A 14383-nucleotide genomic window follows, 5' to 3' on the forward strand; every position below is an offset into this window, starting at 1 on the left:
AAAAGAATGGCGACTGTCGGAATTTGCGTTGCGCTGTGCGATTGTGCGTAAGCGTTCATCACCGAATTGACATATTTTCCCATCTGCGCCAACGTATTTGCGTCAGGCCCGGATTTGTGTTCGAGCAAAACGCCGACGAGTGCGTGGTCGCCCGAAATGGCATTCACCCGAAACGCCAAATCGGCTTCGCCCGTTTCGTCCACATTCGAATAGGAATCGGGAATGCGCACAAATGTGTTCGGATCAACCGCTGCCAAAAATTGTTGAATCTCCAAATTGGATTTCGCGGAAAGTTTCAATAACGCCCGCAAATGATTTTCATCGGCAAAAAGCCAGCGAAAGAATGCATCGTGACTGCGACGAGAATTTTGATTTGTCATAGTTTCTCCAATGGACCCAAACAGAAATATTTCTGCAAAAAAGAAGTCCATTGTATTTAAACGCTCGAAACCCGAAAAAGAGGAAAAAATGGCCATTTTTCACACTTTTTTGCCCCGAAAATGGATAAGTCAATAATGGATGATTGGGAATTTCGCACTTTTTAATGTGCGAAATTTGTGAATTCACAATTTGTCCATTTGAAAATTTGGAGCCTTATTTTGTTGCAAAATTTGGCCGTTTGAAAATTTTTGGGCAAATCTGGAATGCAAAATCTCTTCTTTTAATTTTTTGACGCTGAAAATTACTGCTAGATTCTACCCCAAAGGGCTTAATTCAACTAAGGAACTAAAGTTCCAAGTTTCATATATCGCTTCGCTCAGAATGACACGGGAAATTTCATTTCCAAAAATCCGGCGAACATATTTCCCCCGGGAAATGTCATACCCAAAAATCCGGTGAACAAATTTCCTCTGGGAAATTTCATTTCCAAAAATCCGGCGAACATATTTCCCCCGGGAAATGTCATACCCAAAAATCCGGTGAACAAATTTCCTCTGGGAAATGTCATTTCCAAAAATCCGGCGGACATATTTCCCCTGGGAAATGTCATCTCCAGAAATTCGGTGAACAAATTTTCCCCGAGAAATGTCATTTCCAAAATCTAGCGAACGAATTTGACATGTTAAATGCCTTGCCGAGCTTATTGACATTTTATCCATAAAATCCTTTTCGACGGGTGAAAATTTTTTTGATAACGGAATAATTTATAAATGGTGGATTATGAAAAGGAGCCGCTATGGGATTTTGCAGAATCGTTTCTGTTGCAGCGCTTGCTGCGGGTTTTGGGGTTTGTGCGTTTGCGGATAACCCGATTGTCAATTATCATTATTTAGCAGATCCTGCGGCGACTGCAAATGATAGCATGTTTTATATCATTACCGATTCGGATGATCTTGCGGGTGATAGTAACTATACGATTAAATCGCTTTATGCTCTTGCCAGTTACGATATGAAAAACTGGATTGATTACGGCATTATTCTTGAAGCAAAACGCGAATACGATAACATTAACGATATTTGGGCTTCGGGAATTGACATTGGCCCCGATGGAAAATTCTACATCGTTTATCCCGATGGCGGTGGCGGTGGCGTCGGTTTGGTTGTCGCCGATCAAATCAACGGACCTTACACAAATCCAATTCCCAATAACAAAAAACTCATCAACAACTGGGGCGGTGGCCTTGCGGATTGCGATGGCATTGGTTGGTGTTTTGATCCGGCTATTTTCTTTGATGATGATGGTCAGGGTTACTTTACTTTTGGCGGAGGAAATTCAGATTCGCGCCCTGCAGCAGAAAACAATAACAACATTTTTAACATCTATAAATTCAATAAAGAGGTGAATGGTTTTGATGTGTCTTCTAAAACGCAGCTGAAAATTGCAGGCCCTAAAGCGATGGAAGCTTCGTACATTCATAAAAAAGGAGATACTTATTATTTGTCGTATAGTACCTCGGATTTGCGCATCGCTTACGGCACCTCGAAAAATGTGATGGGACCTTATACTTACAAGGGAATCTTTATGGATAACCCGAATGTAAACGGTCAAAATATAAACGCACACAATAATAATCATCACGGTATCGCGCAATTTAAAGGCAAATGGTATGTCGTGTATCACGATAGACGCTTAGTGCAAGCGGCAGAACATCCGATATCTTTAGGAAAAGCAAATCCTGCGCCGGCATTTCATCGGAGCGTGAGCATTGATGAATTTACCTATAACGGCGACGAAATGAATAAGCTTACTTTCACAAATGAAGGTCCGAAGCAAATTCAAAACTTTAATCCTTATCGCACCTATCCTGCGCTCACCAGTTCGATGCAACGCAATGTGCGCAGCCGCACTGATTGGAATAAATCCGATTGGTCAAAGGGAGTTGCTGCAAAGCATATTTTAACGCCTTACGCTTCGAAAGAATCGTGGATTCGCATTTCGGGAGTTGACTTCGGGGACGGCGCAAAAGCGTTCCAAGTGAAAGCGGCAAGCGTTGCCGATGGCAATAAAATTGAAATTCGGAAAGGTTCGGTGACAGGAAAACTCGCGGGCACTTGCGCTCTCGAAAAAACATCGGGCTGGAATCAATATGCCGAAAATAAATGCGAAGTTTCGAATTTGGATGGCGTCGTCGATCAACTTTTCCTCGTCTTCAAAGGCTCTGCCGATTCGACGATGGGAATTTTAGAATGGAGCTTTGCGGATGAAGTCAAGCCGGAAATTCCGCAGGCACCTTTCGGCGGAATCGCAGCAAAAATCCCGGGAAAAATTGAAGCGGAAAATTATGACGAAGGCGGCGCACGCAAAGCGTATTACGACAACGAAAAAGAAAATCAAGGCGACGCAAAATTCCGTGAAGACGAAGGCGTTGACATTGTTCTCGGCGGAAGCGGCAAAGCGTTGGGTTATACGGTTGCGGGCGAATGGATCGAATACACGGTGAATGTACCGACTGCGGGAATTTATCAATTAACGCTGAATATCGCGAGCGGCTCGGAAACTTCGAGTTTGCAATTCTTGGTAAACGATCAAGCGATTACCGATACGATAAAAATTCCAAAGACCGATTCGACGTGGAATGTTTATCAAGAAATTGATGCGGGCAAAGTGACCCTCGCTGCGGGCGAACAAATTTTGAAAATGCAAATCACCGGCAGCTATGTGAATGTCGATTGGTTTGAATTGAGCGATACCGCGACAACGGGAATTATAAACCGTTTGAATTTCGAAGGCAATAGCGCCGAAACGCAATTCGATGTTTTCGATGTCAACGGAAATCGCATTCTCGGAATTCGCTCTTCTGTTTCTCAAATTTCCGATGAAGTGCGGAATGCAGTGCATCGCTCGGGCATTTACCTTGTCCGCGGAAAACGCAACGGCTTTGTCAAACGGATTCGTGTTACCGAATAAGGAGGACGGAAAATGAAATTGCAGACAAAGAAAATTTTCATCGGTATGAGTTTGTGCGTGGTGACAGCGATGGCTTCGACGGTGGATGTGAATATCGACGAAGAACATCAAGTCATCCGCGGCTTTGGCGGTATGGTGCACAATACATGGCAAGGCGGAAAAGGGTTGTCCGATGCCGATGCAGCGATTGCATTCGGCGTGGGCGAAGGAAAAATCGGGCTTAACACGCTTCGTATTCCGGTGAATGAAAAATCGAGTCAATTTGGAAACGAAGTTTCGGCGGCGAAATCGGCTAAAAAATATGCGGGCGACGATTTTCTTTTGTATGCGACGCCGTGGACTTCGCTATATGCGAGCGGAAATCAACATGTAGCAGCTTCGGATTATCAAAATTATACGGATTATTTGAATAGCTTTGCTGAATACATGAAAAATCAAGGCGTTCCTTTGTATGCAATTTCGATTAGCAATGAACCCGACTGGTGCAGTGAATGGGCTTGTTGGAGCGCCGACGAAATTTACAATTACACCAAAGGCTACGGCGATAAATTGCGCAAGCACGGCACAAAAGTCATTTCGAATGAATCGTTTGCGTATCAGAAAAAGCTTTACGATAAAGTTTTAAATGACGCCGCCGCATTAAAAAATTGGGACATTTTAGGCGCGCATTTTTATGCGAGCGAAGCAAATACAGCCGATAATTTTTTTTCAGTATGCGTTAGCCGATAGCAAAAATGTAGAACGTTGGATGACGGAACATTATACCGAAAGTCAAGGCAGCGGAAATTATTGGCGAACGGTCATGGTCACAGGCGATCAAGCAAATCAATCGAAAAAAGATACGGTCCGCGCATTAGATGTGGGCTACGAAATTCATCGCGCTTTTACTGTGGGAAATTTCAGCCAATATACTTGGTGGTATATTCGCCGTTGCTACGGCTTAATCATGGAAACGGATTTTAGCAATAAGCTTTCGATTCCAACAAACGAAGTCGGAAAAATTTCGAAACGCGGTTATGTCCTTTCGCAATTTGCAAGATTTATTCGCCCGGGCGCTGTGCGCATTTCGGCAACGCAAAAGCCCGAGACAAATGTGTATGCGTCGGCGTATAAAAGCAAAGGCGGCGACTCGATCATCGTCGTTCTCATCAATCGCGATTACACGCAAAATAAAACGGTAACCGTGAATGTGCCGAATGTGAATGTGAGCAAATTCCGCGTTTACACGACGAACGAAACGAAAAATGTCCACGACGACGGTGATTTAGAAGTGATAAATGGAAGCGTTTCGGTCACGATGAATAAAGATTGCATCATGACTCTTGTCGGCGAAGTTTCTCAAGTCGTGATTCCGCAAGAACCTTTCGGCGGAATCGCAGCAAAAATCCCGGGAAAAATTGAAGCCGAAAATTATGATATAACAGGCTCGGGCAAAGGCAATGCATCGTATTACGATTCGGATAGCGAAAATAAAGGCGGCGCTTACCGCCAAGACGGCGTGGATATTGTCGCAATCGATGAATCGCTCAAAACGTATGCGTTAGGTTATACGGTTGCGGGCGAATGGCTTGAATACACGGTGAATGTACCGACTGCGGGAATTTATCAATTGACGCTGAATATCGCGAGCGGCTCGGAAACTTCGAGTTTGCAATTCTTGGTAAACGATCAAGCGATTACCGATACGATAAAAATTCCAAAGACGGATTCGACGTGGAATGTTTACCAAGAAATTGATGCGGGCAAAGTCAATCTCGCTGCGGGCGAACAAATTTTGAAAATGCAAATCACCGGAAGTTTTGTGAACGTTGATTGGTTTGAATTTTCATCGTCGAAAGCCGAGAAGGATTCGTCTGCAAAAGATTCGACGACGGCGATTTTCCGCCGTGGAAATGTCACGAAAACAGGAACGGTGCAGCTTATGAAATCGCAGAAATTTTACGATTTGAAAGGGCGCAGAAAAAGTAGCAAGTCAATTCGTTAAGAATTTAAAATGAAATTCGGCGGCAAAGCCGCCGAATGATTTCTCCCATTCAAATAAAAAGTCCCGCTTTGCGGGACTTTTTATGCTTAAGCAAAATTGAACTCTTCTGTAATATCTTCGTCTTTTTCGTTAAACATGTAGAACTGATTCGGGAACATCTTTTCGTCTTCGACGAGTTCCAGCTTCATTTCATGCTTGTATTCCAAATAGTGGAACATACGCGCCATGTTGTTGCAGAGAAGATCGACCATCGGAGTGCTCACGACCATTTTGACATTTTTCATGCGGCCTTTTGTGCGAGCACGAGAAAGCCAGCGGTCAATTGCCGAAAGGGTTGTTTCTAAGCGGAACACGTGACCGGTGCCGCGGCAAATCGGGCAGACTTCGGTTTTTTCGGTCATCAAGTTTGTGCGCACGCGTTTGCGGGTCACTTCCATGAGGCCGAATTGCGAAAGCGGAGTCGGCGTAATCGGCGCTTTGTCTTTGCGAATTGCCTTGCGGAATTCTTGGAAGAGAGCATCGCGGTTTTCTTGCAGTTCCATATCGATAAAATCGATGACAACAAGTCCGCCGATATCGCGCAAACGGAGCTGCTTTGCGATTTCGTAGCAAGCGTCCACATTCGTTTCAAAGATGATTTTTTCTTGGTCTTTGCCGTGAACTTTGGGTCCGGTGTTCACATCGATTGCGACGAGTGCTTCGGTCTGATCGATGACCAAGTTTCCGCCGTGAGGCAGCGGAACCGAGCGTTGAAGAGAACGCGCATAATCGTCTTCGATTTTGAAATATTCAAAGAGACTTTCTTTCGAACTCCAAAGTTTGACTTTGTTGATTTTGTCCGAAGAAAGTTTTTGCAATTCTTCGCGGATAGCAAAATATTCATCGCGGTCATCGACATAAACGTAGTCGGTGTTATCGCTGAAATATTCGCGGATAGTTTGTGCGACCGAATCGGATTCCTTAAAGATGCAAGTTTCGGCGGGCTGATGGGCGAAATTGTATTTCGTCGCTTCCCACTTATTTTCGAGTTCACGCATCTGCTTGGAAATTTCAATTTCGCTTTCTGAAAGACCGTTTGTGCGGACGATATAACCGACATCGGGTCCTTTTAAACGGCGCACGACTTTCTTAAATTCACGACGCTTTTTCGGGTCGCGTTCTCTTTTCGAAACGCCGACAAAATTTGTATTTGGCATGCACACGAGGAAGCGCCCCGCAAAACTCAAATGAGTTGTTAAACGGGCACCCTTAGTGCTGATAGGTTCCTTCACCACCTGCACCATAATTTCTTGACCTTCGTGGAGAATCTGGTCGATGGAAAGTTCCTCGCCCACGGTTTCGTCGTCGTCCTTGTCCCCATATTCTCGGGAAAGGAGGATGTTGCGGTCGATTGCGTCTTCCTGATGAAGAAAACCGGCCTTTTCAAGCCCGATGTCGATAAATGCGGCCTTTAGCGCCGGAAGTACTTTTTGCACGACCCCCTTGTAGATATTGCCGAGGACACGATTGGATTCTGCGCTTTCCACAACCAGTTCAGCGAGATCTCCACCTTCCATCACGGCAATTCTCTTTTCATAGGGCGTCATGCTGATCAAAATGCCGCGCTTTGAATTTTGGATAGCCATTAAAACTCCTAAAAACAAAAAAATCTTTGGGCTTTTGAACAAAACCCACTGAAATGCAGAAATATAGAATTTCTTTAAAGATGCCTTGGCGATGTCGGGCGAGTCGCATTGAAAAAAGAGACTTTTGGTCTTCTTGGCTCCGGCATTTTAAAATAGGCGATTGAAAGACTCAAAGGGGTCACCGTCTTTGGGGGACTTATTTGAACAAATAGATTCTATATTTCCCATCATGGCTGCCTCTAAAAATTCATTTTCTTGTCGTTTTATTCTTTGCCATGACGGCTCTTGTCGCTTGCGCCTTGACTGGCTTGGCGAAGCATCGCTCTGTCGCTCGCGATTTTTTTCACCGAAGATTTTGAGGTAGCCGAATGAAAAAGTTGTATCACGATCGGGAAAAATGCCTGGAATGCGCGGGCTGCGTCGGAGTGTGCGCTTCGATGGCTCTGGATATGTTTGGCCTGGATTTGCAAATCGATGATGCGAAATGCGTGCGCTGCGGTTTGTGCTGCAAGGCGTGCCCGGCGGGAGCGCTGACGCTGCGGGAGGTCGAAGAATGAAAAAGTCTTCTTATGATGTGCTGGTTATCGGTGCGGGCCCTGGCGGGAGCGTTGCGGCAAGGAATTTGGCAAAGCAGGGCTTTTCGGTTTTGCTGATTGAAAAACGGGAAAAAATCGGTTATCCTGTGCGTTGCGGTGAAGCCAGCACCAAATTGGAACGTCTCCAGGAAGAATTCGGCCCGATTGAACCGGACTGCATCGAAACGGAATTGAACGGGCTCTATGTTTACGGTCCGGGCGGTGTGGAACTCGACTGCAAAATGCCGGGCGTCGGCGTGATGCTGAACCGCGAAAAATTTGACCCGTGGCTTGCGCATTTGGCCGAGGAAGACGGCGCGGAAGTCGAGACGAACGCTCGGGCTTCTGCGGTGGGCGAAGTGCAGAACGGTTATCGTACAGTAACCGTGGAAACCTCCCGAGGAACCGAATTCATCCAAGCGAAAATGGTCATCGCCGCCGACGGCGTGGAAAGCCGCATCGGGCGCATGGTCGGCTTGAACACCCTCCAGAAACCGGCGATGACTTGCACTGGCGTCGATATTCAAGTCAAAGGGATTTTGACAAAGCCCGATTACCTCACCTTTTGGCAGGGCGTCGATTACATTAACGACGGCTATATCTGGAGTTTTCCGAAAGTGAAAAGCAACGTGACGAATTTCGGTGCTGGCTTTTTGATTTCGACAAAATCCGACAAGTGCATAGAAGAAGTGGCGTTCGACTGGCTGAAAAAATTGTTCCCGAATGCGAAAGTCGTAGAAAATCACGTAGTTGGCGGACTCATTCCCGTTTCCGGCAATTTGGAACGGACTGTCAAAGACCGCTTCTTGCTTGTCGGCGACGCGGCGCACCATACAAATCCCTTGACGGGCGGCGGCATTGCGACGGCGATGCGCGCGGGGCTTTTAGCTTCGGCGGTCGTGGGCGACGGGCTTCGCTCGGGGGAACTTTCGGAATCGTCCTTGCGCCTCTACGAAAAACTTTGCCGCGAAAATTTTGGGCAAAAGCACTTGCGGTTGATGAAGTTCCGCCGCTTTTTGCTGTCCCAGACCCGCGACGACCAGATTCGCGTGTATAAACTGATCCGGTCCTATCTCCAGTCGGGCAAAAAATTCATATTCGGAATGCCGCTGGAACTGGCCAAATACGCGTTTCGTTACCTGAAGTTCCATTGACCCTCATTGGCGGGAGTTCTTTTTTGGGTGTGCCCCGCTTTCGCGGGTCGGGCTATATTGCTCCAAGGCAAAAGCCTTTCCGCAACGGAGCCGCAAGCGTCTCCGCCCATCCGGGTAACTATCCCTCACGCAAAATTCGGGCGGGGGAATGCGCCACTCTTGTGAACCTGTCGCCCTTCGATTGGTTCGACTAGTTCGACAAGCGGTTGCTGAACCCGTCGAAGCATGGTTGCTGAGCCCGTCGAAGCACGCCAACCAACGGTCCCTGAGCCTGCCGAAGCATTCGCCGAAGTTGTTTTAGCGAATTCCTTTACAAAAAAGCCCGCCATGCAGGCGGGCTTCCCAAAATAGGGGTTCTGGTTACAGGAACCAGTAGGTCGCGCCAATGGACAGACGCAGGTTTTGAACATCCGGGGAATAAGAATAGCCATCTTCTTCGTAATCTTCCGCAATAGAGGTGAGGCCCAGCATCAAGCGGAAATTGACGTCCAAATTGGGAATGATGGACCAGCCAGCACCCAAAGCGAGGCCGAATTCAAAGGTGCTTATATAGTCGTCGAGATCTGCTGTAACCTCTACGTCGCCGACTTCCTCTTCGATTTCGGAGGACAAGTTGAATGCGAAGGTGGGACCTGCTTCCAAATAGAATTGCGGAATTGGGGTCACGCGGGCCAAAACGGGAATTTCCAAATACCATTGGCGAACGGTCACATCGTCATCGGAGACACGGCGGAGGGCGATGTCGATTTCAGGAGTGACGGCGAATATGGGAAGAATTTCGATCCCGCTAGTAAGACCGGCGCTAAATCCGAATCCCCAAGGGACGTCTTCGGCGTCATCTCCCCACCAGGTTCCGAATGTTCCGGCGGCTCGGGCACCGAAATGAAATTCTCCGCCGGCAAAGGACAGGGTTGCTGCTACAGCGACCAGGGCGAAAATTTTGAAAATGCGGTTCATAGTTTTCCTTCTGTTTGTGAATTGTTGATTTAGAATCCATTGTTGAAAATAAATGTAGTAAAGCGTAAACAAAAGCGGATCAATTTCTTTCTTTTTTTTTTTTTTTTTTTTACAAAAATCTCTTCTAAAAAATCGATCCCATCGAAAATCGGTTGCGTTAGAATAACTTGTTGTCAGCTATCAGTTGTTAGTTTTCAGTTGTCAGTCCGAATTGTCTATCTGGCCACTATCCACTATTTACGGATCACTTTTCCTTTCGCCTGGTTTTCTGAACTTAGGTTAGTGCGCTTCGACCGGTTTGACAACTGGTCCCTGCCCTTCGATAAACTCAGGGACCGCCGGTTGCTGAGCTAGTCGATGCACAGAGAACCAAACGCCGTCGTTGCCCGATTTACAGCGCAAATGCCGTTTTGTAAACGGCATTTTAAGAAATTTTCTATCTTTGGGGAAAATTTAAAACTTTGCAAAGGTGACTTATGGCAAAAAAAGAACCGTCCAAGAAACATTCCGAAGTTCTGGAAAATACTGTCCAGGCTTTCAAGAACGCTTTTGATAATCACATTCACCATTCTCTTGCCCGTGATGAACACACGGTGACAAAACACGAAAAATTTTTGGCCGTGGCATATGCTGTGCGCGACCGCCTGATCGATCGCTGGATCAAGACGCAGGAAACCTATTACGAAAAGGACGTCAAGCGCGTTTACTACCTGTCTCTGGAATTTTTGATTGGCCGCACCCTGGGCAATTCCGTTTTGAATTTGGATGTGGAAAGCGCTGTGGAAGAAGCGGTTGCCGAACTGGGCATGACCCTTGAAGAACTTCGCGAAGAAGAAGTGGACGCGGGGCTTGGCAACGGCGGACTTGGACGCTTGGCCGCTTGCTTCCTCGATTCGATGGCGACTTTGGAACTCCCGGCGACGGGTATGGGCATTCGCTATGAATACGGCATGTTCAACCAGAAAATCAAAGACGGCCAGCAGGAAGAATTGCCGGACAATTGGCTCCGTCTCCCGAATCCGTGGGAAATCGCGCGTCCGGCGAATGCGATTAAGGTGCCTTTCGGCGGTTATGTGGTGACCTGGACGGACGACAAAGGCAAGCTTCGCAACCGTTGGGAAACGAAGGATTACGTGCTGGCTCTGCCGTATGACACGCCGATTCCCGGCTACCGCAACAACACGGTGAATAACCTCCGTCTTTGGAGTGCGCAGAGTGCCGACGAATTCGGACTTGCCTATTTTAATAATGGCGACTACTTGGCCGCAGTCCAGGATATGGAACTTTCGGAAACGATTTCGAAGGTCTTGTACCCGAACGATTCCTCCGTGAACGGAAAAATCTTGCGCTTGCGCCAGCAGTATTTCCTTTGCGCCGCTTCTTTGCAGGACATTGTCCGCCGTTTCAAAAAGTTGCATGACGGCGAATGGAAGCTTTTCCCGGACAAGGTCGCCATCCAGTTGAACGATACGCACCCGGCGATTTCCATTGCAGAATTGATGCGCATTCTCCTCGACGAAGAAGGCTTGGAATGGGACGAAGCTTGGGACATCGTGACGCATACATTTGCGTATACGAACCACACACTCATGCCCGAAGCTTTGGAAAAGTGGCCGGTCGGATTCTTTGAGAAACTCTTGCCGCGTCATCTCCAAATCATTTACGAAATCAACTCGCGCTTCTTGGCAAAGGTTGCGCTCAAGTGGCCGGGAGATACCGCTCGCTTGACTCGTATGTCGCTCATTCAAGAAGGCAGCGAAAAGATGATCCGTATGGCTTATCTTTCGATCGTCGGCTCGTTTGCAGTGAACGGTGTCGCAGCTCTTCACAGCGACTTGTTGAAGACAAGCCTCTTCAAGGACTTCTACGAATTCTGGCCGGAAAAGTTCAACAACAAGACGAATGGTGTGACGCCGCGTCGTTGGGTGCGCAAAGCAAACCCGGCAATGTCTGCTCTCGTTTCTTCGAAGATTGGCGACGGTTGGGTCAAGGACTTTGACGAAATCAAGAAACTTGAAAAGTTCGCAGACGATGCAAAATTCCGCAAGGAATTTATGGCAGTCAAGCTCGAAAATAAGAAGCGTCTTGCAGCCTATTTGAAGCGCACGCAGAATGTCGATATCAACGTGAACACTCTCTTCGACATTCAAGTCAAGCGTATTCACGAATACAAGCGTCAGCTTTTGAACATCCTCCACGTGATTCATCTTTACCTCCAAATTAAGGACGGTAAGCAGGTGACTCCGCGTACCGTGATGATCGGCGGTAAGTCGGCTCCGGGTTACTGGATGGCAAAGCAAATCATCCGCTTGGCAAATGCAGTCGGCGCAATCATCGATAGCGATCCGGATTGCAAGGGCAAGCTCCAGATGGTCTTCCTCGAAAACTACCGCGTCAGTTTCGCTGAAAAGATCATCCCGGCAGCAGACCTTTCGGAACAAATTTCGACCGCTGGAACCGAAGCTTCGGGAACTGGCAACATGAAGTTTGCGATGAACGGTGCGCTCACCATCGGTACCCTCGACGGTGCAAATGTGGAAATGCGCGAAGTCATCGGTGCGGATAACTTCTTCCTCTTCGGTCTTACCGTTGAAGAAGTGCAAGAACTCTTGGCAAAGGGTTATCGTCCGCGCGACTTCTATGAAAAGGATGACGATCTGCGTCGTGTTCTCGATCTCATCAACAGCGGATTCTTCTGCCCGGATCATCCGGAAACATTCCGCCCGATCGTGGACAAGCTCCTTTCGAGCGATCCGTTCTTTCTCCTCGCTGACTTCCGTTCTTACATCCAATGTCAAGAAGAAGTGGCAAAGGCTTACACGGATCAAGACAAGTGGGCAAAGATGGCTATCCTCAATGCCGCTCGCATGGGCAAGTTCAGTTCCGACCGTACAATCGATCAGTACGCGAAGGAAATTTGGCACGCAAAAGCCTGCCCGATTTCTTTGAAGTAATTTCAAAAAATCAAAAAAATCCTCTCCTTAAGGAGAGGATTTTTTTTCGCCCACTTTCTTTAGCCGTGAAAAAATACGGCGTATTTTTTCACAAAAAAACACCCGCGTTGCGGGTGTTTTGCTTTTAAAACCGAAGTGAATCGCTTTTCAAAATTTAGTCTTCGACTAAGCGCAACGGCATTAACAAGAACATGCAATTCATATCTGAACCGACCGGTTCAATGACGCAAGCGGATACGGGACCGTTCATCTTTAAGATGACATCGTCGCTCTGAGCAAGCTTCAACACATCCGAAAGATAAGAACCGTTAAAGCCGATGCTGTAAACGCCTTCGCCTTCGTGGGTTACCGAAATGGCTTCTGTCGAATCGCCGCCGACATTCGGATCATTTGCCGAAAGTTCCATTTGATTGCCATCGAGTTGCAAGCGAATCATGCGGGTGCGGGAATTCGCCATCGAAATCACCGAAGAAATTTTATTGATGAAATCGGTGCGATTGACTTGAACTGTCCGCGAGAAATTCGAAGGAATCACTGCGTCGTATTTGGGATACGGACCTTCAATCAATTTCGAAAAGACTTGAACGCCTTCGCTCGTGAAAAGAAGATTCTTGTCCGAAACGCGAATTTCTAAAGTCGCTTCCGGAGAAATGCTTTTGAGCGCATATTGCACTGCTTTCGGCGGGAGAATCACTCCGTGTTCGAGACTGCAATTTTCCACATCGATGAACGCTTTTCCCAAACGATGTCCGTCGGTTGCGACCATGACGAGTTGATTGTCTTTGACTTCGATGTAGGCGCCGTTTAAACTAGCGCGAGTGGGATCGTTCGAAGTGGCGAAAAGAGTTTTGCCTGCGAGAAATTCGAGTTCGCTTTTTCCCAACTGGAAAGAAGTTCCGTTTTCCATTTCGGGGAACGGAGGAAAGTCGTCGATGCTAAAGCCGGTGATCGACGCTTTGCCGCGTTCGCTCCAACGAATGGTAACGAGATAGTCGACAACTTCTAACGAAAGATTGACAATCTTCGGATCGATTAAACTCTTGACCAAATCCAAAAGTTTGCGGGCGTTGATGACGACAGCGCCATCGAGTTCTCCTTGAACATCGACGCGAATGCGAATCCCGAGGTCGAGGTCGGTTGCGCTGACTTCTAACGAATTGCCTTCTAAGCGAAGCGCAAAATTATTCAAAACTTGAATGGTTGCTTTATTCGGAATCGCTCCGCTTACCAGATTCAAAGCGTTCAAAAATTTGGCTTTTTCAATTTGGAATTTCATCGAAGCGTCTCCTAGTTGCGAGCCATGACAAAGGCGATCCAGGCAACGACTACAATGGCTGCAAGAATGGACACGCCGAGAGAGCTCATCTTGCTACGCTTTTTGGGCGTGAAATTTTTGGCGTCTTGCATTGCTTTTCTACGGTCTTTACGGCTCATAAAATTTCTCCATAAATTTAATCACGATAAAAACTATTATTTTATGGGAAGTTTGTAAAAAGGACTTTGAAAAAGATGGCTGAAACTTTGAATAAATTAAAATCCGGCGCATTAAATTGCGCAAGTGCGGTGCTCAACAAAGTAAGCATCGCAACCGAAGAAACGCGAATCAAAGCAAAGTACGAAGCGTTGGGTCGCAGACTTTTGCCCGCTTTAGAAAATGATGCATTGAATTCTCTCAAAAACGATCCCGAAGTTGTTGAACTTGTCGGCTGCATTTCTGAAATGCGCACACACATTAAAGAGATGAAAAAACAATCGCCGCAAATTTTAAAAGGAATTTTCCGCTAA

At 46.9% G+C, this 14383-nt stretch carries 12 protein-coding genes; 7 read left to right on the top strand and 5 right to left on the bottom strand.

The features are described from left to right. Positions 1-380, bottom strand: a 380-nt coding sequence (locus B0H50_RS07905; protein WP_199191892.1) for an Rpn family recombination-promoting nuclease/putative transposase, incomplete at its 3' end; no start/stop codon positions are given. A 797-nt stretch (positions 381-1177) separates the two neighbouring features. On the opposite strand from B0H50_RS07905, the gene B0H50_RS07915 reads away from it, so the two are divergent. The 3 genes from B0H50_RS07915 to B0H50_RS07920 are packed head-to-tail and all read left to right on the top strand — an operon-like array spanning position 1178 to position 5333. Then, positions 1178-3349 (top strand): family 43 glycosylhydrolase, encoded by a 2172-nt coding sequence (locus B0H50_RS07915; RefSeq protein WP_106198922.1) that lies wholly within the window; start codon positions 1178-1180, stop codon positions 3347-3349. A gap of 12 nt (positions 3350-3361) precedes the next feature. Then, positions 3362-4078 (top strand): glycoside hydrolase, encoded by a 717-nt coding sequence (locus B0H50_RS13645; RefSeq protein WP_233244642.1) that lies wholly within the window; start codon positions 3362-3364, stop codon positions 4076-4078. Further along, on the top strand, positions 4023-5333 hold the full coding sequence (locus tag B0H50_RS07920) for a carbohydrate-binding protein (RefSeq protein WP_233244643.1): 1311 nt from the start codon (positions 4023-4025) through the stop codon (positions 5331-5333). Before B0H50_RS13645 ends, B0H50_RS07920 begins: the two co-directional genes overlap by 56 nt. A gap of 86 nt (positions 5334-5419) precedes the next feature. Here B0H50_RS07920 and B0H50_RS07925 read toward each other — a convergent pair whose 3' ends face one another. After that, entirely contained in the window at positions 5420-6958 is a 1539-nt protein-coding gene (locus B0H50_RS07925) for an Rne/Rng family ribonuclease (protein ID WP_109587528.1), read from the bottom strand. Between the two features lie 368 nt (positions 6959-7326). Here B0H50_RS07925 and B0H50_RS07930 point away from each other — a divergent pair, with 368 nt between their 5' ends. Both B0H50_RS07930 and B0H50_RS07935 read left to right on the top strand, forming a co-directional pair. Then, on the top strand, positions 7327-7515 hold the full coding sequence (locus B0H50_RS07930) for a 4Fe-4S dicluster domain-containing protein (RefSeq protein ID WP_073303573.1): 189 nt from the start codon (positions 7327-7329) through the stop codon (positions 7513-7515). Further along, a complete protein-coding gene (locus B0H50_RS07935; RefSeq protein WP_109587529.1) occupies positions 7512-8687 on the top strand; it encodes a geranylgeranyl reductase family protein in 1176 nt (391 codons plus the stop codon). Before B0H50_RS07930 ends, B0H50_RS07935 begins: the two co-directional genes overlap by 4 nt. A gap of 360 nt (positions 8688-9047) precedes the next feature. Here the strand turns inward: B0H50_RS07935 and B0H50_RS07945 are convergent, their stop codons facing one another. After that, on the bottom strand, positions 9048-9644 hold the full coding sequence (locus B0H50_RS07945; protein WP_109587530.1) for a porin family protein: 597 nt from the start codon (positions 9642-9644) through the stop codon (positions 9048-9050). A 476-nt stretch (positions 9645-10120) separates the two neighbouring features. Here B0H50_RS07945 and B0H50_RS07950 point away from each other — a divergent pair, with 476 nt between their 5' ends. Beyond that, positions 10121-12598 (top strand): glycogen/starch/alpha-glucan phosphorylase, encoded by a 2478-nt coding sequence (locus B0H50_RS07950; protein ID WP_109587531.1) that lies wholly within the window; start codon positions 10121-10123, stop codon positions 12596-12598. A 154-nt stretch (positions 12599-12752) separates the two neighbouring features. On the opposite strand, the gene dnaN is transcribed toward B0H50_RS07950, so the two are convergent. Further along, positions 12753-13874 carry a DNA polymerase III subunit beta gene (dnaN, locus tag B0H50_RS07955; protein WP_106198919.1) on the bottom strand — a complete coding sequence of 374 codons (1122 nt, stop codon included), beginning with the start codon at positions 13872-13874 and terminating at the stop codon, positions 12753-12755. Positions 13875-13885: 11 nt separating this feature from the next. Beyond that, positions 13886-14032: a hypothetical protein gene (locus tag B0H50_RS13330; protein ID WP_158275894.1), complete on the bottom strand. Its 147-nt coding sequence runs from the start codon at positions 14030-14032 to the stop codon at positions 13886-13888. Positions 14033-14107: 75 nt separating this feature from the next. Here B0H50_RS13330 and B0H50_RS07960 point away from each other — a divergent pair, with 75 nt between their 5' ends. Next, positions 14108-14383 (top strand): hypothetical protein, encoded by a 276-nt coding sequence (locus tag B0H50_RS07960; RefSeq protein ID WP_106198918.1) that lies wholly within the window; start codon positions 14108-14110, stop codon positions 14381-14383.

The organism is Hallerella porci (assembly GCF_003148885.1).
Lineage (GTDB): Bacteria > Fibrobacterota > Fibrobacteria > Fibrobacterales > Fibrobacteraceae > Hallerella > Hallerella porci.